Below are 23,483 nucleotides of genomic sequence, written 5' to 3'. Positions count from 1 at the left end.
TCAGACCCCCATCTCCGCCTCGTAGGCCGAGCGCAGCCGGGCGCGGGCGCACGGTGCCAGGCACACGTGCCAGGCCTGCCCCTCGTCGACCACGTTGATCTCACCGGCGGCCTGCCGGGCGAGCAGGATCTCGGCCAGCGTGTCCCGCGCGCCGAAGCGCGCGAACCAGGCCATCTCCACGTCCACCGCCCAGCCGAGGCAGTGCCCGCTGGGCACCATCGCGGCGTACCCGAGACGGCGCAGCTGGTACTGGTGCTCGGCGCTGCGCACCAGGCTGGTCACCCAGAGCGGCGGGGTGCCGGGCGGGGTGGCCCGGTCCAGCTCGCGGGCCACGTCGTTGAGCAGCGCCACCACCTCGCGCCGGGTCCGCCGGAACTTCACCCCGGCGGTGCGCGGGGTGGCGTCCGGGCGGAGCCGGCGACGCACCGCCCGCACGCTCCGGCGGAGCACGGTGGCCGGCTGCTCCTGGTAGCGGAAGCCGAGCAGTCCGCGCCGGCGCAGCCACTCCAGGTCGACCAGGTCCGGGTGGGTGTCGACCTGTTCGTCGGTGAGGAAGGGGATGCTGTCGCGCCACCACATCACGTCGATGCGGGAGAGCAGGTAGATCCGGACCAGCGCGGTGAGATCGCTCGCCGAGGTCCGCTCGTTGGGCTGGTAGCGGGCCATCTCCAGCAGCAGGGTCTCGCGGGCGCCGATGAACCCCTGCGGGGTCGCATCGAGCACCGCGGCGATCGCCGGCTCCCGCAACCGCTGGTCGAGCAGGACCTGGCGGGCCGCGGTGGACGTCGCGTCGGCGAGCGCCCCCACCTCGACCAGCAGCTCGACGACGGCGTGGCGGTACGCGTCGAGATCCGGCGGGGTGGGTGGGACCGCTCGTGCCGGGGCCGGCGGGGGCGACCGGCGCGCCGGAGCGGGCGAGGAGACGGACGGGCCGGGCTGGTGGCCGGAACTTCGGCTGGGCACGCGCATGGTCAGGTCCTCTCCCAGGTACGGCACGGTGCGGATGAACCTGAAACACACCGTAAACACCCGGAACAGGGAAAGACTGAGCAATCCTCCCATTGCCACCTAAGGGCGACCACCGCTCGCCGTCATCCGCTGCACGTCCGCGTACGACGGCAGCGCCGGATCCGGGTCCACCCCCACGCGGACGGCATCGGCGGTGCGGACCGCGGCGGCCAGCGCCGCCCGGAACAGCAGCGAGCCGGTGCTGACCCGGGCCACCCCGAGGCGACCGAGCGCCGCCAGCGGCGGTCCGCCGGGCTGGGCCAGGACGTTCAGCGGCGCGTCGACCGCGTCGGCGAGCAGCCGGACGGTGGCCGGGTCGTCCACACCCGGGACGAAGACGCCGTCCGCGCCGGCCCGCCGGTATGCCCGCGCCCGAGGCAACGCCCGCTCCAGCGGATCGGGCAGGCCGAGCCACCAGGCGTCGGTGCGGGCGTTGACGAAGAGCCGCGGCACCCGGGCACGGACCGCCTCGATCTTCGCCACCACCAGCGCGGGATCAGCGAGGGACCCGTCGGCCCGCCCGTCCTCCAGGTTGATCCCGACCACCCCGAGCGCCGCCAGCTCGGCGGCGTACCCGGCGACCGCCGACGGGTCGTCGCTGAAGCCGGCCTCGACGTCCACGGTGACCAGCACCGGCAACCGGACCAGCAGCTCGGCGAGGCGGAAGGTCTCCTCGGCCGTGGCCGCAACCCCGTCCGGCCGGCCGCCGGCCGCGGCCACGCCGAGGCTGGTGGTGCCCACCGCCGGATGACCGACGGCGGCCAGGGCGGCACCGGAGGCATGGTCCCAGGCGTTCGGCAGCAGCAGCGGCCGGCCGGGACGGTGCAGGGCGTGGAAGGCGGCACTGCGGTCGCTCATCGGGGCATCACCTTCAGGTCGGTCGGCACGCGCGGCAGCGCGGGCGGTTCGTGATCGGGTCGGGTCACCGTGGTCGACCAGCGTTCGCGCAACCCGTCCACGACTCCGGTGGCCAGGGCCAGCGCATGCCGCTCGCCCGGGCAGCCGTGCGGACCGGCACCGAACGTCAGCACCGACCGGCCCGGCGCGAACCGGTCCGGCGCGGTGACGACCGTGGGGTCCCGGTTCGCCGCGTCGAAACACAGCACCAGCTCGGCGCCGGGCGCGACGGGCTGCCCGCCGACCCGGGCGGCGCGGACGGCGACCCGGCGGGTGCCGCGTACCGGCGGGTCGAGGCGCAGCACCTCGGCCAGCAGCGCCGCGGTGGGCACTGACGGCGGCGCCGCCAGGGCGTACCGGGCGGCGGCGCCGATCAGCCCGGCCGTGGCGTCGCACGCCTGCACCAGCAGGCCGATCCGGTTGGCCACCACCTCGGGCGACCCCGGCGGGTGCATCGCCACCAGCGCCGCCACCGCGCGGTCCGCGCGCCGCACCGCGACCGGACCCGCGCCGGGCTGGTAGGCCGCGGCCACCACGGTCACCGCCGGCACCGCCGCCGCCGGATCGGCCAGGCCGAGACGAGCCGCCAGCACCCGCAGCGGTACGCCCCGAGCCAGCCGCGGCGACACGGCGAGCCGGCCCCCGACGCGGTCGAGTTCCTCGGCGGTCAGCCGCGCCGCGTCGCGCCGCAGCCCGTCCGGCTCGCACCCGGCGAGCGCGGCCACGGCGGCGGCCCGCCGGGCCGGATGCCGGTCGGGACCGCTGAACCGGGCGACCGTGCCCCGCAGCCAGGCGAGGCTGCCCGGCGCGCCCGGCGCCGCCTCGGGCACCCGGAAGCACGGATCGGTGAGCACGGCGCGGACGTCGGCGTGCCGGGTCACCGACCAGAAGCCGCCATCGTCGAGACGTGGCGGGCCGCAGGCGGGGGTGTCGGGGGCGGACGGGATCAGGGGAACTCGGTCGCTCACCCGCCACACGCTATGGGCGGCTCGCTTCGGCGCTGGCCGAACCGTGCCGGACGCCCCGCTCAGGCGCGCCCGCCGCCGCCGTCGCGGCGGGGCGGCGCCAGGTCGGCGGGCCCGATCCCCAGCACCTCGGCGAGCGCCGCCACGCCGGCCGGGGTGACCCGGACGCTGCGCCCGCTGCCGCGCGCCGTCCAGCCAAGCTCGGCGAAGCGGCGACACAGCGCGGCGCCGAGCGCGCCGGCGAGGTGGGGACGGCGCTCCGTCCAGTCCAGGCAGTCCCGCACGAGGGGCCGCCGGCTGCCGCGCAGCGGCTCGACGCCGAGGTCGGCCAGCCAGTCCCGCCCGGCCGAGGTCAGCGCCAGGCCGTCCGCGCCGTCGAGCAGGCCACAGGTCAGCAGCGCGTCGCGCAACCGGACGCCGAGCCGTCCGGCGAGGTGGTCGTAGCAGGTCCGGGCGTGGGCGAGCGCGGCGTCGGCGGTGGCCGCGCGCAGCGACCGGGCCGGGCGCTGCGCCGGCGGGGCGTGCCCGGCCAGGTCCTCGATCAGCTGCGCCACGGCCGGGCCCGCCAGCCGCAGGTAACGGTGCCGTCCCTGGCGTTCCTCCACCAACAGCCCGCCGCGCACCAGGCGGGTGAGGTGTTCGCTGGCGGTGGAGGCGGCCACCCCGGCACAGCGCGCCAGTTCGCCCGCCGTCCACGCCCGCCCGTCGAGCAGGGCCAGGCAGATGCCGGCGCGGGTGTCGTCGGCGAGCAGGGCGGCGAGGTCGGCGAGACGGCGGCCGTCGGTGGGCGGTGCGGTCATCCGCCGATGGTGCCACGGCGACGGTTCGCCGGACGCCGACCCGTGACGAACGCGGATCGGCCTCGTCGCGCACGGCGGGGCGGAGCCGCCGGTGACCGCCGTGTTCGACCAAGTCCACGTCCACCGCTGACCCCCGACGGGCCGCCCGCCATGCCGGTGGGCGGTCCGCCCGAGGTCGGGCGGCGGGACCGACGGTCGACTTGAGCGCTGCGGCGAGCAACGACGAGCGTCAGGCGGCGGGGACACCGCCCAGCGGGCTGACCGTGCGGGTGTCGGCGTCGTAGCTGCGGGCCGCCACGAACTCGCCGGTCGGCCGGATCGCGCCGGCCAGCGCCCGGGCCAGCCGCCGGTCGTTGGTGCGGAAGCGCAGCGCGAGGCTCAGGTGCGGGATCCACCGGCCGGGGGCGTGCCACGGGTGCTGCCCGGCGGCGCCGGCGAGCACGTCCCAGACCGCAGCATGCAGGGCGGCCAGCTCCGGGGTGGGGCGGACCAGCCAGACCAGCGGGGCGCTGCCGTCGAGCACGTCGACCCGGTCGAGGCGTACCGGCAGTGGCAGCGCGGCGTCGAGGAGATCGGCGAGGCGGTCGGCGGCGCCGGGCGGGAACTCCTCGACCGAGGCCATGGTCAGGTGCGGCCGGTTGGTGGGGTGGGCGTTGCGGGCCAGGCTGGGCAGCCCGGCGGCGGCGAGCCGGTCCCAGGTGGCGCGTACCGTCTGATCCAGCGGCGGGGAGCAGAGAAGTTCGACCGTACGCACGCCCGTCAGACTAGCGGGGGTCGGAAATAGCTCGCGGCTGAGTGTGCATAGGTGTGCACGAAGTGGTTCGAGTTGCGGTACGGGTGTTCCTGTGAACCTGACGGAGTGGGCGCGTGCGCAGGGGATTAGTCCTCACACTGCGTACCGCTGGTTTCGTGAGGGCACCTTGCCGGTTCCGGCTCAGCGGGTCGGCCCACGCATGATTCTGGTCAACGTGGATGCGAACAGCGCGCCAGTTGCGGTCGGCGGTGTGGGCCTGTATGCCCGGGTGTCGTCGTATGATCAGAAGTCCGATCTGGAGCGCCAGGTCGCCCGACTGTCGGGGTGGGCGGCCAAGGCTGGCCACCGGGTGGTGCGCGTGGAGTCCGAGATTGGATCGGGGGTGAACGGCGCTCGGTCGAAGGCGCGCCGGTTGCTCGCTGACCCGAATGTGACCACTGTCGTGGTGGAGCACAAGGACCGGTTGGGTCGTATGAACGTCGAGTTGGTCGAGGCCGCGCTGAGCGCCCATGGTCGCCGCCTGGTGGTGCTTGACGATGGTGGAGTCGCCGACGATCTGGTCCGTGACATGGTTGAGGTGCTGACGTCGTTTTGCGCCCGACTGTACGGGCGTAGGTCGGCTCGGAGCCGGGCCGAGAAGGCCCTCGAGGCCGCCGAGCATGGCTGACCTGCGCTCGATTGAGCAACCGTTCGTCGTGTCCGGCCCGTCCGGGGTCGCTGTCAGCGACCGTTTGAAGGGCCTCACCAGTCAGGACGAGAAGGTCCTGCGCCTGGTGGGTTCGCATCTGGGCTCGCTGGCCTCGGAGGATCTCAAGACCCGGTGCGCTGACGGTCTGGAGCACTCCACGCACACGTGGGCGGCTCGCAAGCGGCAGTTGACGCCGAACTCGTCGGCGCGTTGGGCGGGAGCGATCACCAAGGCCTCGCATGACCAGTGGGCGTTGGCCCGCAGGTGCCAACTGGCGCACGTCCGCAAGCTTGAAGCCGGGATCGCGATGATCCGACACCGGTTGTCTGTGCCGGTCGGGCAACGGGGCGGCAAACGGGTGCCCGGCGGCTACCGCAGCAAGCGGGAGTGGTTCGTCAAGAGCCGCCGCGTGCATGTGCTGATGGATCGGCTTGATCGGGCGCGGGCCGACCGTGAGGCCGGGATTGTCCATGTGGTGCGTGGCGGCAGGCGACTCGCCCGTAACCGCCGCAACTTGGCTGATACCGGGCTGACCGAGACGCAGTGGCGACAACGCTGGGAAGCCCACCGCTGGTTCCTGCAAGCCGACGGGGAATCGGGTAAGCGATACGGCAACGAGACGATCCGCGTCACCCCGCTCGGCGAGGTGTCGATCAGGTTGCCTGCCCCGTTGGCCGAACTCGCAAACGCCCCACACGGTCGGTATGTCCTCACCGCGAAGGTGCGGTTCCCGTACCGCGGCCAGGAATGGGCCGACCGCGTCCAGGCCAACCGAGCGGTCGCCTACCGCATCCACTACGACGCGCAACGCACACGCTGGTACATCACCGCATCCTGGCAGTGCGCAACCACCAGGACGGTCCCACTCAAGGCCGCGCTGGCCGAGGGTGCGATCGGCGTGGACACCAACGCCGACCACATCGCCGCCTGGCGCCTTGATGTCCACGGCAACCCGGTCGGTAACCCGCGCAGATTCCCCTACGACCTGTCCGGCGCCGTCGACCACCGCGACGCCCAGGTTCGTCACGCCCTGACTCGACTACTGAAGTGGGCGACAACCTGCGACGTGACGGCGATCGCCATCGAGGACCTGAACTTCGACGGGGAGAAAACCCGGGAGAAACACGGCCGCCGGAAATGGTTCCGCAATCTCATCTCCGGCATGCCCACAGGCAAACTCCGCGCCCGGATCACATCCATGGCCCAGACGGCCGGGGTCGCGATCGTCGCAGTCGACCCCGCGTACACCTCAAAGTGGGGGGCCCAGCACTGGCAGAAGCCACTGACCAGCAAGAACCGCAAGACAACCCGCCACGACGCCGCCGCCGTGGCGATCGGACGACGCGCCCAGGGACACCCGATTCGGCGACGGACGACACCGCCCCCTGCCCACCGGAGTGACGAGCAGGGGCATCGGATCGCCCAGGCCGGACCGGGAACCCCGAGCGCGAAGGAACCCGCCCCCGTATCACCGGACCCGCGGACACGATCCGTACGCGCCGGATACGGAGCGAACGCGGGGGACCAGTGTGCCCAACACCGTTCGGGGCACGCGGCCGAGCACGTGCAACTCATGCTCAGTCCATAGGAACGGTGTGGTGGCCCCTCCGGCGGGGAACCCGACCGGGATGAGCGCGCTGACCGAGACCGACGAACAACACCTGCGCCGCGCGATCGAGCTGGCCGGCACGGCCCGGGCGGCCGGGGACGGCCCGTTCGGGTCGCTGCTGGTCGCCGCCGACGGGCAGGTGCTGGCCGAGGAGGTCAACACCGAGCGGACCGACGACGACATCACCGCGCATCCGGAGCTGAAGCTGGCCCGTTGGACGGCCCGGAGGCTCGACGCCGACGAGGCGGGCCGCGCGACGATGTACACCAGTTGCCAGCCGTGCGGGATGTGCGCCACCGCCATCGAGCGCTCCGGGCTGGGCCGGGTGGTCTACGCGCTCAGCGCCGAGCAGTTGGCCGGGCTGCGACCAGCGGGGGCGGCGCCGCCGGTGGCGTACGCCGGACCGGCGCTGTTCGACGAGGCACGGGTGCCGGTCGAGGTGTCCTAGCTAGAGCCAGCCCGCCTCGCGGGCGATCCGCACCGCCTCGGCCCGGTCGGCCGCGCCGAGCTTCTGCACGCCCGCCGCCAGGTGGTTGCGGACCGTCCCGGCCGCCAGGTGGGTGCGTCGGGCGATCACCGCGACCGGGGCGCCGTACTCGGCCAGCCGCAGCGTCTCCAGTTCCCGGGGGGTCAGCGGGCAGGGCGGGAGGGTCAGCGCGTCGGCGGCCAGCGCCGGGTCGACGTACCGGGAGCCGGCGTGGACCCGGCGGATCACGTCGGCGAGCGCGCCACCGGGAGCGCCCTTGGGCAGGAAGCCGCGGGCCCCGGCGGTGAGCGCCTGCCGAAGGTGGCCGGGGCGGCCGTGGCCGGTGAGGATCACCACCGCGCACGAGGGCAGAGCGCGGCCCAGTTCCGCCGCCAGCTCGATCCCGCCCGGCGGCGGCATCTCCAGGTCGACCACGGCGACGTCCGGCCGGTGGGCCCGCGCCGCGTCGAGGGCGGTACGCCCGTCGCCGGCCTGCGCCACCACCTCGAGGTCGCTCTCCAGGCCGAGCAGAGCGGCGATGGCCTGCCGGATCAGCTCCTCGTCGTCGGCGAGCAGCACCCGGATCACGGGCTCACCGGCACGGTCGCCTCGACGGTGAAGACGCCGGCCGCCCGGCGGGTACGCAGGCCGCCGCCGGCCGCCGCCAGCCGCTCGGTCAGGCCGCGCAGCCCGTGGCTGTGCCGGTCCGGTTCGGCGTCGGCGCCGACGCCGTCGTTGCGTACCGTCATCGTGGCCACGCCGCCCTCCCGGGTGATCTCGATCCGGCACCAGCCGGCCCGGCTGTGCCGCAGCACGTTCGTGCCCGCCTCGCGCAGCACCGCCGCCAGCTCGGCGGCGACACCCGCCGGCAGGTCGTCCGGCGGGGGTACGACGTCGCACCTCACCCCGCAGGAGCGCAGCACCTCCGCCACCGCGGCGAGCTGTTCGGCGAGGTCGACCGCCCGGTACCCGTGCACCGCCTCGCGGACCCGGTGCAGCGCCGAGCCGGCGAGCCGCTGCACCTCGGCGGCCTCCCGGCCGGCCCGGCCGGCGTCGACCGGGGCGAGCCGGGCCGCCAGTTCGGCCTTGAGCGCGATCACCGTGAGGTCGTGCCCGAGCAGGTCGTGCACGTCCCGGGCGAAGCGCAGCCGCTCCTCGGCGGCGGCGAGCCGGGCCTGGGCCGCCTGCCCCTGCCGGGCCTCGACGAGCAGATCCCAGAACCACACCTGCACCCGGTTGACCGCGGCGGTCCCGCCGCCGACGAGGCCGGTGACGGCCAGGGTGGGGCCGAGCGCCCCGCCGGTCCAGGCGGCCACCGCCAGCGCGACCGCCCCGATCGCCGCGGCGGCGGCCAGCGCGGCAGCGGGCCGCAGCAGCAGCGGGGTCATGCCGATCAGCGAGGCGCCGAGCCAGGCCCAGGTCGGCCAGGAGCCGGCCGCCACCGGGCCGACCAGGGGCACGCTGAGCGCCGCGACGACGGCGAACGCGATCTCGAACCGGCGTCGCCGCCGCTGGGCCAGCCACGGCGTGACCGCCGCGTGCAGCACCGCGGTCTGCGCGAGCGCGAACGCGACGACACCCACCGCGCCGCACGCCAGCCGGACCGGGTCGGGCTCCCGGGTCAGGCCGATCCCGGGCAGCAGCAGGCTGGCCCAGAGGCTGACGGCCAGCGATCCGAGGGTCACCCTGCGGGCCCGGCGCAGCCGCCGGTCCGTCGCCGCCACGCCGACCGTCATGTCCGCTGATCCTAGGGCCCGGCCGGCCCCGGCCACCCGGACGGAACGTCACGGTCCGGCCGTGCGCCCCGCACGGTCTTTCCGTGACGGTCGCGCCTGTCGCCCGGGCGCCGGTCGGCGGCAGGGTCGAGGCATGTCCGAGACACTCGCCGTACCCTCGTCCCCGCCGACCCCCGCGGACCGCCCCGGCCGCCGCCTGCTGCGGCACCTGGCCGAGATGACCGTCGCCATGGTGGTCGGGATGCTGCTGCTCGGTCCGCTCTGGCGCACGGCCGGCGCGGCGCTGGGCTTCTCCGGCACGCTGGCCCGGCCGGAGGTCGCCGCCCTGGTGATGGCGACTGACATGTCGATCGGGATGGCCGCCTGGATGTGGCACCGGGCCCACCCGGCCCGCGCCACCGCCGAGATGGTCGCCGCCATGTACCTGCCGTTCCTGCTGCTGCTCGTGCCCTTCGCCGCTGGGCTGATCGGCGGGGACGCCCTGATGCTCGGCGGGCATCTGCTGATGCTCCCGGCGATGGTCCTGGTGGCGCTGCGGCACCGGCACGGGCACCCGGCGCCGGCGCCCCGACACCCGGTGGTGGCCGCGCTGGCGCGCCGCTGGCCGACCTGGCTGGCCCTGCTGATGACGGTCGACAACTGGGTCGCCCCGGTGGCCCTGCCGCCGTGGAGCCTGCTGGTGCTGCCGGCCGGCTACCTGCTGCTCGGCACGCTGCGCCGGCAGTGGCGTACCCCGGGTGCGCTGCCGGTGCAGCTGGCCGGCCTGGCGGGCTGGACGGCACTGGCCGGGCTGGCGGCGGTCGCGGACGACGGGCCGGCCCGCTGGCTGGTGGCTGCCGGCTGGCTGGGGCACGCCGGCTGGGACGTCGCGCACCACCGCACCGGCCGGGTGGTGCCGCGCGGATACGCCGAGTGGTGCGCCGTCGTCGACGTCGTCGTCGGGGTCACCACCGTGCTCACCATCGTCGGCTGAGCGTGTCGCGGGCGACGGTTGTGCCGGTCGCCGGAGCGGGCGCGGGCGGGTAATGAAAAGCTCTGCCCATGAGTTCCGCACCCGCACCGACCGACCCCACCACCACCGGCAGCGACGAGGAGGCGACCGCCTTCGCGGATCTCGGGCTGCGCGCCGAACTGCTCGGCGCGCTCTCAGCCCTCGGCTACGAGGAGCCGACCCCGATCCAGCGGGAGGCGATCCCACCGCTGCTGGCCGGTCAGGACCTGCTCGGTCAGGCGGCCACCGGTACGGGCAAGACGGCCGCGTTCGCGCTCCCGCTGTTGCAACGGATGCCGGACGGGCGCGGCGGGGGCGACCCGGTGTCGCTGGTGCTGGTGCCGACCCGGGAGCTGGCGGTGCAGGTATCGGAGGCGTTCCACCGTTACGGCAAGGACCTGGGCACCCGGGTACTGCCGATCTACGGCGGCCAGCCGATCGGCCGGCAGCTGCGGGCGCTCGACATGGGCGTGGACGTGGTGGTGGCCACCCCCGGCCGGGCCCTGGACCACATCGCCCGGGGCACGCTGCGCCTGGGCGAGCTGGCCACGGTGGTGCTGGACGAGGCGGACGAGATGCTCGACATGGGCTTCGCCGAGGACATCGAGGCGATCCTGGAGCACGCCCCGGCACAGCGGCAGACGGTGCTCTTCTCGGCCACCATGCCGTCCCGGATCGACGGGATGGCCCGCCAGCACCTGACCGACCCGGTGCGCATCCAGATCGGCCGGGAGCAGCCGGTCGCCGGCGAGGCGCCCCGGGTGCGGCAGAGCGCGTACATCGTCACCCGGGCGCACAAGCCGGCCGCGCTGGGCCGGGTGCTCGACGTGGAGTCCCCCACCGCGGCGATCGTCTTCTGCCGCAGCCGGGAGGAGGTGGACCGGCTCACCGAGACGATGAACGGTCGCGGTTACCGGGCCGAGGCGTTGCACGGCGGGATGAGCCAGGAGCAGCGCGACCGGGTGATGGGCCGGCTGCGCGCGGGCACGGCGGACCTGCTGGTCGCCACGGACGTGGCCGCCCGAGGCCTGGACGTGGAGCAGCTCACCCACGTGGTCAACTACGACGTGCCGTCGGCGCCGGAGTCGTACGTGCACCGGATCGGCCGGGTGGGCCGGGCCGGGCGGGAGGGCGTGGCGATCACCCTCGCCGAGCCGCGCGAGCACCGGATGCTCAAGACCATCGAGCGGGTGACCGGTCAGCGGATCGGCATCGACAAGATCCCGACGGTGGCCGACCTGCGGACCCGCCGGCTGGAGCTGACCCAGGCCGCGCTGCGCGAGTCGCTGCTGGAGGACGACCTGGACCCGTTCCGGGTGATCGTGGAGACGCTCAGCGACGAGTTCGACCTGATGGAGGTCGCGCTGGCGGCGGTGAAACTGGCCCACGAGGCGGCCGGGCCGACCACCGAGGACGAGGAGGAGATCCCCCAGGTCGCGGTGCGGGCCCCCCGGGAGGGCCGGCCGGAGGCCGGGGGCCGGGGGGACCATCGGCGCGGCGGCGCCCGACCGCGCCCGGGCGGCACCACCCAGGTCTTCATCGGGCTGGGCCGGCGCGCCGGCGTCCGCCCGCAGGACCTGGTGGGGGCGATCACCGGGGAGACCGGGCTGAACGGGCGGGACATCGGCTCGATCGAGATCGCCGACCGGTTCTCGTTGGTGGAGGTGCCGGTCGGGGTCGCCGACGACGTGATCGCGGGGCTGCGCGGCAGCACCATCAAGGGCCGCAAGGCCACCGTACGCCGGGACCGGGACGGCGACGGCGACGAGCGCCGCTTCGACGGCGGTGACCGGCGCGAGCGCCGCGACCGGGACTTCGGCAGCCGGGAGCGCCGCGACCGGCACTGAGGTACGCCGAGGCCCCCGGTCGACGACCGGGGCCTCGTTGCGTCCCGCCGCCTCGGGCGGCGTCGCCGGTCAGGTGGTGCTGAGCGCCGGCCTGTGGGGGTGTCGGCGGCGCCCGCGTGAGCAGCCTCAGGGCTGCCGCGGGGGTGCGGCCAGCCGCTCGGCGTGCTCCTGCTGCACCGCGCGGGCGGTGGCCAGGAATTCGACGATGGTGGCCAGTTGGGTGCCGTCGTAGCGGCCGAGGGCCCGCAGGCCCGCCTCGCCGATTGGCTGGTAGACCTCCCGTTCGGCGGTGTGGGCCGCCTCGGTGGCCGCCACCAGGACCCGACGCCGGTTCCCCGGGTCCCGGGTACGCGCCACCAGTCCCGCTCGTTCCAGCCGGTCGATGACGGTGGTGGTGGCCGCCGGGCTGAGCCGCAACGCCGTGGTCAGTTCCCCGGCGGTCAGCGGTCCACCGCCAACGACGATGTCCAGGGCCCGCAGGTCCGTACGGTTGATGCCGAGCCGGGCCGCTGCCGCCTCGTCGAACGCGTCGAAGCTTTGTTGCAGGAGCCGGACCTGCCGGGCCACCTCGCGCGCCAACTCACTTTTCGACATTCGAATCTTTCTGCTAACGTTAGTTTCGACGATCGAACAGTAGCAGGAGGTTTCCGTGACCGACGACGACCGCGCCGAGATCCAGCAACTCTTCGACCGGCTGCTGGCCGCCTGGACCGCGAATGACGCCACCGCCTACGGCGCCTGCTTCACGCCGGACTCGGACTACGTTTCGTACGACGGCACCAGGGCGACCGGCCGCACGCCCATGCAGGCGGCCCACGACCAGCTCTTCCGGGGCGTGCTCGCCGGCTCGGCGCTGGTCGGCGAGGTGGAGTCGATCCGCCTGGTCACCGCCGACGTGGCGGTCGTGCACGGGACCGGGTCGGTGCTCATGCCGTGGCGGTCCCGGCTGCCCCGGCGCCGGCTGTCCCGACAGACCCTGGTCGCGGTCCGGACCGGCGAGGGGTGGCGGTTCACCGCCTTGCACAACGGCCGGGTCCGCCCGATACGGATCCCCGCGCCCGACTCCGCGCCCGCGAGGCTGTCCCGGGCGATGGGACGATGCGCGCGCCGGCTCCGGCTCGGCCGACCCGTACGCTGACCGGCCACCGCCGCCATCGCGACGGACCGGGGGCGCGGGCGGAGTGCCCGCGCCCCCGGTCGCGCCGGGCCGGTCAGGCGGCGGTGAGCGCCGGCCCGGTGAGGGTGTCGGCGTCAGCCGGGCGCAGCGCCCGGGCGAGCACGTCGGCGACGTCGGCGAGGGTGTGCACGGTCAGCGCCTCGCGGACCTCGGTGGGCAGGTCGTCCAGGTCCGGCTCGTTGCGGGCCGGGATGATCACCTCGGTCAGGCCGGCCCGGTGGGCAGCGAGCAGCTTCTGCTTCACCCCGCCGATGGGCAGCACCCGGCCGGAGAGGGTCACCTCGCCGGTCATCCCGAACTCGGGCCGCACCGGCCGGCCGGTCACCAGGGACGCCAGCGCGGTGACCATGGTGATGCCGGCGCTGGGGCCGTCCTTGGGCACCGCGCCCGCCGGCACGTGCAGGTGGATCCGCCGCCCGGCGAGGGCGTTCGGGTCCAGCCCGTACCGGCGCCCGTTGGAGCGCAGATACGACCACGCGATGTGCGCGGACTCCTTCATCACGTCGCCGAGCTGGCCGGTGAGGGTCAGCCCCGGCTCGCCCTCCATGCTGGTCGCCTCGATGAAGAGCACGTCCCCGCCGGCGCCGGTGACCGCCAGGCCGGTGGCCACGCCGGGCACCGCGGTGCGCTCGGCCGACTCCGGGGTGAACTTCGGCCGGCCCAGGTAGCGGGCCAGGTTGCCGGTGTCCACCCGGACCGGTGCCGGGTCGGTGGCCAGCCCGACGGCGACCCTGCGCAGGATCTTCGCCAGGGCGCGTTCGAGCTGCCGCACGCCGGCCTCCCGGGTGTGCTCGCCCGCGATCCGCGCGATGGCCTCGTCAACAACGGTGACCTCGTCGGCGGTCAGGCCGGCCCGCTCCCGCTGCCGGGGCAGCAGGTGGTCCCGGGCGATGGCCACCTTCTCGTCCTCGGTATAGCCGTCCAGGGTGACCAGCTCCATCCGGTCCAGCAGCGGGCCGGGGATGGTCTCCACCACGTTGGCGGTGGCCAGGAAGAGCACGTCGGACAGGTCGAGGTCGACCTCCAGGTAGTGGTCCCGGAAGGTGTGGTTCTGCGCCGGGTCGAGCACCTCCAGCAGGGCGGCGGCCGGGTCGCCGGCGTAGCCGGCGGCCAGCTTGTCGACCTCGTCGAGGAGCACGACCGGGTTCATCGAGCCGGCCTCCCGCAGCGCGCGGACGATCCGGCCGGGCAGCGCGCCGACGTAGGTGCGCCGGTGACCGCGGATCTCCGCCTCGTCGCGGACGCCGCCGAGCGACACCCGGACGAAGTTGCGTCCGAGCGCCCGGGCGATCGACTCGCCGAGGCTGGTCTTGCCGACGCCGGGCGGGCCGGCGAGGGCGAGGACCGCGCCGGAGCCGCGGCCGCCGACCACGCCGAGGTTGCGCTCGGCGCGCCGGTTGCGCACCGCGAGGTACTCCAGGATGCGGTCCTTCACGTCGGCCAGGCCGGCGTGGTCGGCGTCGAGCACGGCCCGGGCCGCGGCCAGGTCGGTGTTGTCCTCGGTACGCGTGGTCCACGGCATCTCCAGCACCGTGTCCAGCCAGGTACGGATCCAGCCCGCCTCCGGGGAGGCGTCGCTGGCCCGCTCCAGCTTGCCGACCTCGCGCAGCGCCGCCTCGCGTACCTTCTCGGGCAGCTCGGCAGCCTCGACCCGGGCCCGGTAGTCGGCGGAGCCGTCCGGCTCGTCCTCGCCCAACTCCTTGCGGATGGCGGCGAGCTGCTGGCGGAGCAGAAACTCCCGCTGGGACTTCTCCAGGCCCTCGCGGACGTCGCTGTTGATCCGCTCGGTGACCTCCTGCTCGGCCAGGTGGTCCTTCACCCAGCCGACCAGCAGTTCCAGCCGGGCGACGACGTCCGGGGCGGCGAGCAGTTCGGTCTTCTGGGCCAGGGTGAGCCAGGGCGCGTAGCCGGCCGCATCGGCAAGCTCGGAGAGGTCGGTCATCCGCTCCATGGCGTCGATGACCTGCCAGGCGCCGCGCTGCTGAAGGACCGAGGTCATCAGCGCGCGGTACTCGCGGGCGAGGTCCCGGGCCCGGCCGGCCGGGGCGGGTTCGTCGAGTTCGGTCGCCTCGACCCAGAGGGCGGCGCCGGGTCCGGGAACGCCGGAGCCGATCCGGGCCCGGGCGAGGCCGCGCACCACGGCGGCGGGTTCGCCGCTGGGCAGCCGGCCGACCTTCTCGATGGTGGCGATCGTGCCGACGGAGCCGTACTCGCCGTCGATGCGGGGCACCGCGAGGAGCTGCTTGTCGCCGGTGGCGCGGGCCGCGTCGACCGCGGCCTGGGTGGTCGGGTCGAGGGTCACCGGGATGACCATGCCGGGCAGCAGGACGGCGTCGGTCAGGGGAAGTACCGGAAGAGTTGCCATCGAACACCTGCTATCGCGTTGAGTTGAGCGTGTCAGGCTCAAGTCACAAGGTGTTCCCCTTGTTCCGGGGTGTGATCCAGGCCACGCCGCCGCGAGGCGACCCGTGACAACAGCAGGTCGCGGCGGCAGCAGCGGTCCGGTGCGGCCCGCCGGAGCACGGTGTAGATCGCCGAGCGACGGCACGCCCCGGGGCGGGCGGTGAAACGGATACCGGCAGCGTTGCGACGTTACGTCGCGGCCCCGTCGGCGCGGCGGCGGGACCCGCCGGACCGCTCACGGACTGCTGCCGCACGCCCTTTGGCCCGCGCGGATTTTCCACGATTGCCGCGACTCGTCAAATGAAACAGACGCATATTGTTGCGGAATAGCCGGCCGATACGTCAAACTCTTAGCCACACCCCGCCCGACACAGGGAGCAATGGCGATGGCAAGGAAAGTAATCACCGTTCTGACCGACGATCTCGACGGCGGAAAGGCCGATCGGACCGTCGAGTTCGGCCTGGACGGGGGGGTGTACACCATCGACCTCTCCGACGAGAACGCGGGGGTCCTGCGCAAGGCCCTGGACCCGTACATCAACGCTGGCAGGCGAATGGGGCGGGGCAACGTGGACGCCGGCCGCCTGGCCCGCCGCCCGGTCCGTGGCGCGGTGTCGGGAATGGACCGCGAGCAGAACCGGGCCATCCGGGAATGGGCCGCCAAGAACGGCTACGAGATTTCCGAGCGCGGGCGCATCCCGGTCAACGTCGTGGAGGCGTGGAAGAACCGCTGACCCCGCACCGCCGGGGCATCACGATCCGCCGCGCCGGGGTCACGCTGAGAAATCAGTGATGGCCCCGGCGCGCTTTTCGCCCCCGTTAACAATTTCCACCCGCCGGTGTGCCCTGACGGGAACCGACGGACGGATCACTCCCCCGTCACGCCGTCGAGAAGCTGGCGGGCCACGTTGAGCTGCCCCACGTGCCGGGCGTACTCCTGCAGCAGGTGGAACAGGATCCGGCCCAGCGACGGCGCTGCTCGGCCGCGTGGAACCGGCCGCCGAGCGCCACGACAGCGGCACCCCGGCGATGATTCGGCGGGTGTGCGCCGCCTCCGCCCGGTACGCCCGCCACACCTGCTCCGTCGACAGGGCGTCCACCTGCCACTCTGCGTCGTCGTCACCCGGCGGACACGGCGCGACCTGCTCCGCGGCGTCTGGGCCTACGCGCTGACCGTTGTGGCCGTCGGCAACCTGGCCGCCGGCCCGGCCCGGCCCGGCGGCGCCGGATCGCCGCGCTGCGCGCCCCGGCCGCGGCGCCGGCCCGGCCGGCCCCGGCGCTAGTCTGAGCGGACGGCCGCGGGCCGCCCGGATCCCTCCGGGCGGCCCGCGGCCGTCCCGTACGACGGGTCAGTTGACCTGAATACGCACCACGTCGAAGGCGGGGGTCTGGTTGGCCCGCTCCATCATCGGCACCCGGTGCGAGCCATCACCGGCCCAGACCGCACACTGCGCCGTTCCCGACCGCGGCAGGCCGGGGACCTGGATCGCCACCTCGTCGGCCTGGCCACCGCCCCGACCGTCCTCGGTGGCGACGAAGAACGCCGGCACGTCCTGCGGATTCGACGGGGCCTCGGTGGTGCTCTGCACCATCCGGCAGGCGGTGTGGAAGTGACCGCGGGTCAGCCCCTGGTCGTTGAGGACCGAGCTCTCCAGGTAGTAGCCGCCCTGGCCGGCCGCGAGGAACCGGTCACGGATCAGGTTCCGGGTGGAGACCCGCAGGGTGAACGCCTGGTTGCGCTGCACCTCGTCGGGGAACTGGGTGATCAGCAGGGACGGGTTGTCGGCGGCCGCGCCGACCACGCCGAAGGCGGTGCTGACGCACCGGTTGCCGTTCTGGAAACCGTCGTGCGGCTGGAGCTTGCTGTTGGCGCAGTCCTTGGCCAGCACACCGAGCGCGTTGCCGTTGTTGTTCCCGCCACTGTTGTTCTGCCCGCCGCCGTTCTGCCCGCCGTTCTGGCCGCCCGTCTGGCCGCCGTTGGTGTTGGCGGCGACGGTGAACCTGGCGAGCTGGTCCAGGCCCTGCGGGCGCTGCGCCATCCGGCCGATCGTGGTCGCGATCCGGTTCAAGGTCGCGCGACGCTTGTCCTCCAACGGGGGCAGGATGGCGTTGTCGATGAAGTTCTGCCCCTTCGACCCTCGGCCGCCAGCCGCCGGTCGGCCTCGGCGATCTGGGTCTGCAGCAGGGCGAGGCTCCGGTCGACCTCGGCCTTGGCGCGGTCCGGGACCTGGGGAAGCTTGCCGGCCACGTCCGGACAGACCACGCCGGAGGCGACGGTGTCCACCGGCGCGTTGCCGTCCTTGACGGCGTGGCACTCGGCGACCGACAGCTGGCCGTCACCCCAGTGGTTGCGCACCCATCGACCGTCCTGCCACATCTGCGTGGTGCTGCCGCGGCCGCTCGGCGAGGTGGCGCCAGGGCTCGGCGTCACACAGGCGGACGAGACGTTGCGGGTCCGTCGCGGATTCTCGTGGGCCGACGAGATCTGGGTCACCGCGGCGATACCGCCGAAGACCGCGAGCGCGCCGACCGCCGCCAGCAGCCGCTTGCTCCGCGCGTTACCGGATGACCGGCGCGCCCCTGTGGACCTGCGCATCGAATTGCTCTCCTTCTCGATCCGGTACCTGACTCGTGACGCGCCGGGCGGACGGAGAATTTCGGGGTGGGACGCCCGTCGGATCACTGCGACGGTCCGGTCGCACGTCGATGGCCGACGATGCCCTTCCGCACCGTCCGCCGCGTCGGGTGGCGCGGCTGGGAAGATGTGTGTCCATTCCCGCTTAGGTGCGAAGCGCCGCCGACGATGGTTCAACCCGGATCGAGGAATTCGGAACGAAATGGCGACGACGGGGCGCCGCGGAGGACGTGGAGTCACCGCGCGGCGACGCTGCGCCCGGAGGTGTCAGTCGGTGCAGAGGTGGTCGAAGGCGAAATCGTCCACCAGTTCGTCCCGGCGGGCGCGCAGCCCACGGATCTCCCGCCGCAGCTCGCCCCGGTCCACCAGCGCCGGCTCGTCGGTCTCCAGCGCGCGCAGCCGGTCCCCGACCGCGACGGCGGCCAGGTCCTCGGCCAGCCGGGCGGCGTCCACCCCGCACCAGAAGCGGTGCTCGCGGACCGTCACCCGCTCGACCAGGCAGCGACCGGGCCGCACCTCGACCCAGCTCCACCCCTCGGCTGCCCCGTCCCGCCACCGGACGTGCAGCCCCCGCACGATGGGGTCGGCCAACTGCCGGGACACGTACGCGTCGACGGCCGCGGCCCGGACCAGCGCGCCGAGGTCGTTGACGTGACCCTCGCGGCCGTCGGGCAGCCGACCGACGATGTCGCGGAACCCGACCGGCGCGTCGAATCCGTCGCCGTCCTGCCCTGCCGCCGGGTCAGGGCCGGCGTAGGCGCGGGCGTCGATGACGTACCCGACGATCCGCCGGCCGTGCGCGGCGGACCGCAGGGCCTGCGACTCGATCCGCAGCACGGGCAGGCCGACCGCGGCGCAGACGGCGTCCCGCATCCGTTCGGCGCGCTGCCCCGCCGAGCCGGCCGGCGCCGGCGCGCCGAGCACCACGGCGAAGAGCGGCCGGCCGGTGTCGGCGGCACCGACCACGTGGTCGAACTCCTCGCGGGTCGCCGAACTCCACTGGTGCCCGGTGATCCCCTCCGGGCGCCGGGCCACCAGGTCACCGAGCCGGCGGCCGGCGTACACCACCTGACCGGCCCGGGTGAACAGCGCGCCGTCGTCGACCGGCAGCGGGCGCAGCCGGGAACCATCATCGGTGGCGGTACGCGTCGTCATGGTGATGCCGGATCCTCACGTGGTCGGTCGACCGGGCGAGTCTAGGGCGTCGAGCCGTCGCCTCGCCGATGCGGTCGGATCCGGGGTCCCGCGCCGCCGGATGCGCGGGCCGGCCGTCTTCTCTAGGCTCAGCGCGTGCGGCACAGCGGACAGGTCCCGGAACGGTTGACCAAGCGGAACCTCGTCACCGTCTCCCACGCCATCGAGCAGGCGGCGCTGGCCACCGCCGAGGACGGGCCGTTGGTGGTGATCGCGCTGTTCCAGCGGTTGCCGTACTTCGCCCGGGAACGGGCCCGCTACGAACGGATCGCCACCGGGGCGGCGGTGACGGTGGTCGGGCTGGTCGGCGAGCCGCCGTCGGGGCTGCCCGCCGGGGCGTACGGGGTGGCGCTCGACGAGGCCGGGGAACTGGCCCGGGAGTGGACCGTGGTGGCGCTGACCCGCGCTTCGGCGCGACCCTGGTGGCCGGGGACCGCCGCGAGGTCGAGGTGGCCGAGGCGCTGGCCGTCGCCGGCCGGGTGCATGCCGCGCTGGCCGGGCTGGCCCGGTCGTACCCGTTCGTCGCCTACGCGGTGCACGCCGCGGTCACCGTGACCGACCGGCGGCCGCTGCCGGTGGCCGAGGTGCGGCACGCCGTCGAGTGGGCCGCCCGGGAGGGTGTGCCGGTCGTCACGGTGGCCCGGGAGGCCACGACGGCGACGGCCGGCCGGGCCACGACGGCGAAGGTGGGCCGGGCCACGACGGCGAAGGTGGGCGGGGGCGGCTCACGCCGCCGGGACCGGCGACCGGAGCAGGAATGGATCGGACTGGCGGTGGTGGGCCGCCGTCGCACCGGCGCGGTCCGCGCCGCAGGAGGGGGTACGCCGTGCGGGTGGTCTCGCTGGTGCCGTCGCTGACCGAGGCGGTGGCGGTGACCGTGCCGGAGGTGCTGGTCGGCGCGACCGACTGGTGCACGCACCCGGAGGGGCTGGACGTGGCCCGGGTGGGCGGCAGCAAGTACCCGGACCTGGACCGGGTGCTCGCCCTGCGCCCGGACCTGGTGCTGCTCAACGTGGAGGAGAACCGACGGGCCGACGCCGACGCGCTGATCGCGGCCGGGGTGCCGGTCCGGGTCACCTACCCGCGTACCGTGCCGCAGGCGCTGACCGAACTGGCCGACCTGCTCACCGCGCTCGGCGTCACCGCCGAACCGGACTGGCTCGCCGCCGCCCGGCGCGCCTGGGCCGCCCCGGCCACGCCGCCGGTGCTGCGCCGGGCCGTCGTGCCGGTGTGGCGCCGGCCCTGGGTGGTGCTCGGCGGCGACACCTTCGCCGGGGACGTGCTGCGCCGGCTCGGCGTGGCGAACCTGTACGCCGACGACGCGCAGCGGTACCCGCGCCCGGACCTCGACGCGCTGCGGGCCCGGGAACCCGACCTGGTCGTGCTGCCCGACGAGCCGTACGCGTTCACCGCCGCGGACGGCCCGGAGGCGTTCCCTGGCACGCCCTGCGCGCTGGTCTCCGGCCGGCACCTCACCTGGTACGGCCCGTCGTTGGCGGAGGCGCCCGCGCTGCTGGCCGCGCAGCTCGCCGACCCGGTGACCCACCCGACCTGACAGGGCGCGAAACGACCGGGCCGCACCGGGCCCTTCGCGCCTGTCGCGCGCCCCGCCGGGTCAGGTCGTCGCCGGTGCGGACGGACTCCGGACGCACCCGTCCGGGCGGGGCGCTGTCCGGGCGGGGACGGGCCCCGTCCCGGGGGGAGGGACGGGGCCCTGGGGGCGGAGTGTCAGGCGACCGGGGTGACCTGGCCCGGGGGCAGCTCGACGAGGTCCGTGTCGTCCACGTCGTACCCGATGGTGTCGACCACCCGGACCACGCCGCTGACCTGCCCGGCGAGCCGGACCGCCAGGTCGGCGGCGCTGCGCCGGTCGAGCCGGCCGTCGAGGGTCACCTCACCGTCGCGGACCTGCACAGTGACCAGCCCGTCCCGCACGGCGAGCACCCGCCGCAGCACCTCCTGCACGACGTCCTCGCGGATCTCCGCGTCGCTGCGCAGGTGGACCCGGAGCAGGTCGCTGCGGGTCACGATGCCGACCAGCCGGCCGAGGTCGTCGAGTACGGGCAGCCGCTTGACCACCTCGCGGTCCATCAGCCGGGCCGCTGCCGGCAGCGACGACTCCGGGTACGTGGTGACCGCCGGGGCGGTCATCAGCTCCTTCGCCACCAGCGCGTCGGCCTTCTCCCGCGCGACCCGCCGGCGCCGGCCCTCGAAGACCCGCCGCTCGTCGGGGTTGCCGGCCCGTTCCACCTTGTGCAGCAGGTCTGCCTCGGACACCACGCCCAGCACCCGCTGGAACCCGTCCACCACCGGCACCGCGCTGATCCCCCGCCGGATCAGCATGTCGACGATGTCGCGGTACGGGGTCTCCTCCCCGGCCGTCGCGACTTCCCGGGTCATCACGTCGCCCACCTGCCACGTCCTCATCACGAACCTCCTTGGCTGGTCTCCACCGAACGGTATGGCGGCGCCGACCAGGGGGTCAGAGGCGGTGGACCGGGTCGGGTGGGGGCCGAAGGTCCCCCGTGGAGGGCTGCGTTCGGGGTCCAAGGTCCCGGTCCGGGACGGCCCGACCGGCCCTGCCCGCAACCGCTGCCCGGCGGTGGAATGAATGTGCCACCGAGAAAGCGCGGGGCGAGGCAGAGAAGGGACGTGGACACCATGACCGCGACGATCGAGCGGACCACCACCGCCACCACCATCGCTCCGGTGGCCGAGACCCCCCGTCAGCGCGCTGCCCGGTACGTCTGGGCCGGCACCCGGATCGCCCTCGGCTGGATCTTCCTCTGGGCGTTCCTGGACAAGGCATTCGGCCTCGGCCACGCGACCGAGGCGAAGAACGCCTGGATCAACGGTGGCAGCCCGACCAAGGGGTTCCTCACCTTCGGCGTGGCCGGCCCGTTCAAGGGCATCTACCAGGACATCGCCGGCGCGACCTGGGCCGACTGGCTGTTCATGACCGGTCTGGCGGGGATCGGCGTGGCGCTGATGCTCGGCATCGGGATGCGACTGGCCGCCACGACCGGTGCGCTGCTGATGGTGCTCATGTGGACGGCCGTCCTGCCTCCCGCGAACAACCTCTTCCTGGACGACCACCTGATCTACGCCGCGGTGCTCGCCGGTCTGGCCCTGGTTGGCGCGGGCAACACCCTCGGCCTCGGTCGGGCCTGGGCGAACCTCCCCATCGTCCGGAAGTACGGCTGGCTGAAGTGACCGCACCGACCCGGAGGGGCGCCACCCACGGTGGCGCCCCTCCGGCGTGTCCGGGTCCGCCGCGACGGCGGCGCCCGGCCGTCGTCGGGACTGCCGGGGATCGGTGGGTCGCGATCCGGCAGGATCGGAACCGACCGGACGGACGAGCCAGCACGGCAGGAGATCAGCAGATGAACATGCCCCAGGCAGCCAAGCCCGAGGTCGGCCCGATCGAGGGCGCGCCCCCGGCCGACCTCGTCATCGAGGACATCACCGTGGGCGACGGCCCGGAGGCCCGGCCCGGCCAACTGGCCAGCGTCCACTACGTCGGGGTGTCCCACTCCACGGGGCGCGAGTTCGACGCCTCGTGGAATCGGGGCGAGGCGTTCGACTTCCCGCTCGGCGGCGGCCGGGTCATCGCCGGCTGGGACCAGGGCGTGGTGGGCATGAGGGTCGGCGGTCGTCGCCGGCTGACCATCCCGCCGCACCTGGGCTACGGCAGCCAGGGCGCCGGTGGCGTCATCAAGCCGAACGAGACGTTGGTCTTCGTCGTCGACCTGCTCGGCGTCCGCTGACCGGACGCGGGGCCGGCGGCGGCGTGCCGGCGGCCCCGCGCCTCAGGCGCAGGCGACCAGCTCAGCGCGAGAGCAGGGCGTGCTGGCCAGGCTCTCCACCACCGGGATGACCCGGTGCAGGCCGGTGACCCGCAGCACCCGGGCGACCACCGGATCCGGGTCGGCCAGCACCAGCTCGCCACCGCGGGCCCGGACCCGCAGGTGCGCGGCGGCCAGGGCGCGGACCCCGGCGGCGGAGAGCAGCCGGACGCCGGAGAGGTCGACCCGCAGCACGGGGCGGGCCGGGGCGGCCCACAGCGCGGCGCGCAACACGCCGACCGAGGCGACGTCGATCTCGCCGACCACCCGCACCCCGACCACGTCGTCACCCACGCTGATCTGCACGTGGAGCCGGTCACCCCGCTGTCCCATACGGACGAATCTAGCCCCGCCCACCGACATTTCCGCCCTCCCACGGACCGAATCCGGGTAGGCCCAGGGTCGGCCCCGGGGGAGTCCCCCATCCTTCTCAGGGACGAGGTGCAGCCGCTGCGACACGCTTGGACG

The 23,483-nt window shown here is 74.5% G+C and carries 25 protein-coding genes and 1 pseudogene; 12 read left to right on the top strand and 14 right to left on the bottom strand.

The genetic code is table 11. The features are described 5' to 3' along the window. From ABZ807_RS15120 to ABZ807_RS15100, 5 genes are all read right to left on the bottom strand, one after another. Positions 1–969, bottom strand: coding sequence for a hypothetical protein (locus ABZ807_RS15120; protein ID WP_357157388.1), 969 nt, complete (start codon positions 967–969; stop codon positions 1–3). Between the two features lie 99 nt (positions 970–1,068). Continuing rightward, a complete protein-coding gene (locus tag ABZ807_RS15115; protein ID WP_357157014.1) occupies positions 1,069–1,866 on the bottom strand; it encodes an isocitrate lyase/phosphoenolpyruvate mutase family protein in 798 nt (265 codons plus the stop codon). Next, on the bottom strand, positions 1,863–2,873 hold the full coding sequence (locus ABZ807_RS15110; protein WP_357157010.1) for a cytochrome P450: 1,011 nt from the start codon (positions 2,871–2,873) through the stop codon (positions 1,863–1,865). The genes ABZ807_RS15115 and ABZ807_RS15110 overlap by 4 nt, the downstream gene beginning before the upstream one ends. Before the next feature lie 59 nt (positions 2,874–2,932). Next, a complete protein-coding gene (locus ABZ807_RS15105) occupies positions 2,933–3,670 on the bottom strand; it encodes a winged helix-turn-helix domain-containing protein (protein WP_357157007.1) in 738 nt (245 codons plus the stop codon). Between the two features lie 229 nt (positions 3,671–3,899). Beyond that, a complete protein-coding gene (locus ABZ807_RS15100; protein ID WP_357157004.1) occupies positions 3,900–4,424 on the bottom strand; it encodes a 2'-5' RNA ligase family protein in 525 nt (174 codons plus the stop codon). Positions 4,425–4,515: 91 nt separating this feature from the next. Here ABZ807_RS15100 and ABZ807_RS15095 point away from each other — a divergent pair, with 91 nt between their 5' ends. Genes ABZ807_RS15095 through ABZ807_RS15085 form a run of 3 tightly spaced genes read left to right on the top strand, consistent with a single transcriptional unit; the run spans position 4,516 to position 7,169 of the window. Then, a complete protein-coding gene (locus tag ABZ807_RS15095; RefSeq protein ID WP_357157001.1) occupies positions 4,516–5,091 on the top strand; it encodes an IS607 family transposase in 576 nt (191 codons plus the stop codon). Further along, a complete protein-coding gene (locus ABZ807_RS15090) occupies positions 5,084–6,700 on the top strand; it encodes a hypothetical protein (protein WP_357156998.1) in 1,617 nt (538 codons plus the stop codon). Before ABZ807_RS15095 ends, ABZ807_RS15090 begins: the two co-directional genes overlap by 8 nt. A 10-nt stretch (positions 6,701–6,710) precedes the next feature. Continuing rightward, positions 6,711–7,169, top strand: a complete 459-nt coding sequence (locus ABZ807_RS15085; RefSeq protein ID WP_357156995.1) for a nucleoside deaminase — start codon at positions 6,711–6,713, stop codon at positions 7,167–7,169. On the opposite strand, the gene ABZ807_RS15080 is transcribed toward ABZ807_RS15085, so the two are convergent. Next, complete coding sequence (locus ABZ807_RS15080; protein ID WP_357156992.1) at positions 7,170–7,775, bottom strand: response regulator transcription factor; 606 nt, start codon at positions 7,773–7,775, stop codon at positions 7,170–7,172. It lies immediately after the preceding gene. Next, complete coding sequence (locus ABZ807_RS15075; protein ID WP_357156989.1) at positions 7,772–8,923, bottom strand: histidine kinase; 1,152 nt, start codon at positions 8,921–8,923, stop codon at positions 7,772–7,774. The genes ABZ807_RS15080 and ABZ807_RS15075 overlap by 4 nt, the downstream gene beginning before the upstream one ends. 133 nt (positions 8,924–9,056) lie before the next feature. Here ABZ807_RS15075 and ABZ807_RS15070 point away from each other — a divergent pair, with 133 nt between their 5' ends. After that, on the top strand, positions 9,057–9,896 hold the full coding sequence (locus ABZ807_RS15070) for a hypothetical protein (RefSeq protein WP_357156986.1): 840 nt from the start codon (positions 9,057–9,059) through the stop codon (positions 9,894–9,896). A 68-nt stretch (positions 9,897–9,964) separates the two neighbouring features. Beyond that, positions 9,965–11,761 carry a DEAD/DEAH box helicase gene (locus ABZ807_RS15065; protein WP_357156983.1) on the top strand — a complete coding sequence of 599 codons (1,797 nt, stop codon included), beginning with the start codon at positions 9,965–9,967 and terminating at the stop codon, positions 11,759–11,761. 126 nt (positions 11,762–11,887) lie between these two features. Here the strand turns inward: ABZ807_RS15065 and ABZ807_RS15060 are convergent, their stop codons facing one another. Further along, on the bottom strand, positions 11,888–12,355 hold the full coding sequence (locus tag ABZ807_RS15060) for a MarR family transcriptional regulator (RefSeq protein WP_357156980.1): 468 nt from the start codon (positions 12,353–12,355) through the stop codon (positions 11,888–11,890). Positions 12,356–12,410: 55 nt separating this feature from the next. Between ABZ807_RS15060 and ABZ807_RS15055 the strand changes: the two genes are divergently transcribed. After that, positions 12,411–12,899, top strand: a complete 489-nt coding sequence (locus ABZ807_RS15055; RefSeq protein WP_357156977.1) for an SgcJ/EcaC family oxidoreductase — start codon at positions 12,411–12,413, stop codon at positions 12,897–12,899. A 73-nt stretch (positions 12,900–12,972) separates the two neighbouring features. Here ABZ807_RS15055 and lon read toward each other — a convergent pair whose 3' ends face one another. Further along, positions 12,973–15,303, bottom strand: a complete 2,331-nt coding sequence (gene lon, locus ABZ807_RS15050) for an endopeptidase La (protein ID WP_357156974.1) — start codon at positions 15,301–15,303, stop codon at positions 12,973–12,975. 424 nt (positions 15,304–15,727) lie between these two features. Between lon and ABZ807_RS15045 the strand changes: the two genes are divergently transcribed. Beyond that, entirely contained in the window at positions 15,728–16,075 is a 348-nt protein-coding gene (locus ABZ807_RS15045; protein WP_357156971.1) for an Lsr2 family protein, read from the top strand. A gap of 134 nt (positions 16,076–16,209) precedes the next feature. On the opposite strand, the gene ABZ807_RS15040 is transcribed toward ABZ807_RS15045, so the two are convergent. Continuing rightward, positions 16,210–16,464: a DUF664 domain-containing protein gene (locus ABZ807_RS15040; protein WP_357156968.1), complete on the bottom strand. Its 255-nt coding sequence runs from the start codon at positions 16,462–16,464 to the stop codon at positions 16,210–16,212. Between ABZ807_RS15040 and ABZ807_RS15035 the strand changes: the two genes are divergently transcribed. After that, positions 16,385–16,624: a hypothetical protein gene (locus ABZ807_RS15035; RefSeq protein WP_357157410.1), complete on the top strand. Its 240-nt coding sequence runs from the start codon at positions 16,385–16,387 to the stop codon at positions 16,622–16,624. The genes ABZ807_RS15040 and ABZ807_RS15035 overlap by 80 nt on opposite strands. 66 nt (positions 16,625–16,690) lie before the next feature. Here ABZ807_RS15035 and ABZ807_RS15030 read toward each other — a convergent pair. Both ABZ807_RS15030 and ABZ807_RS15025 read right to left on the bottom strand, forming a co-directional pair. Next, positions 16,691–17,937 (bottom strand): annotated as a pseudogene (locus ABZ807_RS15030) (hypothetical protein). A gap of 306 nt (positions 17,938–18,243) precedes the next feature. Further along, positions 18,244–19,131, bottom strand: a complete 888-nt coding sequence (locus ABZ807_RS15025; protein ID WP_357156965.1) for a hypothetical protein — start codon at positions 19,129–19,131, stop codon at positions 18,244–18,246. A gap of 165 nt (positions 19,132–19,296) precedes the next feature. On the opposite strand from ABZ807_RS15025, the gene ABZ807_RS15020 reads away from it, so the two are divergent. Then, positions 19,297–19,725: a DICT sensory domain-containing protein gene (locus ABZ807_RS15020; protein WP_357156962.1), complete on the top strand. Its 429-nt coding sequence runs from the start codon at positions 19,297–19,299 to the stop codon at positions 19,723–19,725. Between the two features lie 271 nt (positions 19,726–19,996). Next, positions 19,997–20,725 (top strand): helical backbone metal receptor, encoded by a 729-nt coding sequence (locus tag ABZ807_RS15015; RefSeq protein ID WP_357156959.1) that lies wholly within the window; start codon positions 19,997–19,999, stop codon positions 20,723–20,725. Between the two features lie 173 nt (positions 20,726–20,898). Here the strand turns inward: ABZ807_RS15015 and ABZ807_RS15010 are convergent, their stop codons facing one another. Then, entirely contained in the window at positions 20,899–21,597 is a 699-nt protein-coding gene (locus tag ABZ807_RS15010; protein ID WP_357156956.1) for a CBS domain-containing protein, read from the bottom strand. A gap of 234 nt (positions 21,598–21,831) precedes the next feature. On the opposite strand from ABZ807_RS15010, the gene ABZ807_RS15005 reads away from it, so the two are divergent. Both ABZ807_RS15005 and ABZ807_RS15000 read left to right on the top strand, forming a co-directional pair. Beyond that, positions 21,832–22,383, top strand: coding sequence for a hypothetical protein (locus tag ABZ807_RS15005; protein WP_357156953.1), 552 nt, complete (start codon positions 21,832–21,834; stop codon positions 22,381–22,383). Positions 22,384–22,559: 176 nt separating this feature from the next. Beyond that, positions 22,560–22,937, top strand: a complete 378-nt coding sequence (locus tag ABZ807_RS15000; protein WP_357157385.1) for an FKBP-type peptidyl-prolyl cis-trans isomerase — start codon at positions 22,560–22,562, stop codon at positions 22,935–22,937. A gap of 42 nt (positions 22,938–22,979) precedes the next feature. Here ABZ807_RS15000 and ABZ807_RS14995 read toward each other — a convergent pair whose 3' ends face one another. Then, complete coding sequence (locus tag ABZ807_RS14995) at positions 22,980–23,348, bottom strand: STAS domain-containing protein (protein ID WP_357156950.1); 369 nt, start codon at positions 23,346–23,348, stop codon at positions 22,980–22,982. Positions 23,349–23,483: the final 135 nt, after the last annotated feature.

This window comes from Micromonospora sp. NPDC047548 (assembly GCF_040642975.1).
Classification (GTDB): Bacteria; Actinomycetota; Actinomycetes; order Mycobacteriales; family Micromonosporaceae; genus Micromonospora.
This window is presented reverse-complemented; position numbering and strand designations above follow the sequence as displayed.

Bases quoted from the DNA above. Each gene is read 5' to 3' on its own strand.
- ABZ807_RS15120 (WP_357157388.1), bottom strand. From the start codon at position 969: ATGCGCGTGCCCAGCCGAAGTTCCGGCCACCAGCCCGGCCCGTCCGTC.
- ABZ807_RS15115 (WP_357157014.1), bottom strand. From the start codon at position 1,866: ATGAGCGACCGCAGTGCCGCCTTCCACGCCCTGCACCGTCCCGGCCGG.
- ABZ807_RS15105 (WP_357157007.1), bottom strand. From the start codon at position 3,670: ATGACCGCACCGCCCACCGACGGCCGCCGTCTCGCCGACCTCGCCGCC.
- ABZ807_RS15090 (WP_357156998.1), top strand. From the start codon at position 5,084: ATGGCTGACCTGCGCTCGATTGAGCAACCGTTCGTCGTGTCCGGCCCG.
- ABZ807_RS15075 (WP_357156989.1), bottom strand. From the start codon at position 8,923: ATGACGGTCGGCGTGGCGGCGACGGACCGGCGGCTGCGCCGGGCCCGC.
- ABZ807_RS15070 (WP_357156986.1), top strand. From the start codon at position 9,057: ATGTCCGAGACACTCGCCGTACCCTCGTCCCCGCCGACCCCCGCGGAC.
- ABZ807_RS15065 (WP_357156983.1), top strand. From the start codon at position 9,965: ATGAGTTCCGCACCCGCACCGACCGACCCCACCACCACCGGCAGCGAC.
- ABZ807_RS15060 (WP_357156980.1), bottom strand. From the start codon at position 12,355: ATGTCGAAAAGTGAGTTGGCGCGCGAGGTGGCCCGGCAGGTCCGGCTC.
- lon (WP_357156974.1), bottom strand. From the start codon at position 15,303: ATGGCAACTCTTCCGGTACTTCCCCTGACCGACGCCGTCCTGCTGCCC.
- ABZ807_RS15045 (WP_357156971.1), top strand. From the start codon at position 15,728: ATGGCAAGGAAAGTAATCACCGTTCTGACCGACGATCTCGACGGCGGA.
- ABZ807_RS15025 (WP_357156965.1), bottom strand. From the start codon at position 19,131: ATGACGACGCGTACCGCCACCGATGATGGTTCCCGGCTGCGCCCGCTG.
- ABZ807_RS15010 (WP_357156956.1), bottom strand. From the start codon at position 21,597: ATGAGGACGTGGCAGGTGGGCGACGTGATGACCCGGGAAGTCGCGACG.
- ABZ807_RS15005 (WP_357156953.1), top strand. From the start codon at position 21,832: ATGACCGCGACGATCGAGCGGACCACCACCGCCACCACCATCGCTCCG.
- ABZ807_RS15000 (WP_357157385.1), top strand. From the start codon at position 22,560: ATGCCCCAGGCAGCCAAGCCCGAGGTCGGCCCGATCGAGGGCGCGCCC.
- ABZ807_RS14995 (WP_357156950.1), bottom strand. From the start codon at position 23,348: ATGGGACAGCGGGGTGACCGGCTCCACGTGCAGATCAGCGTGGGTGAC.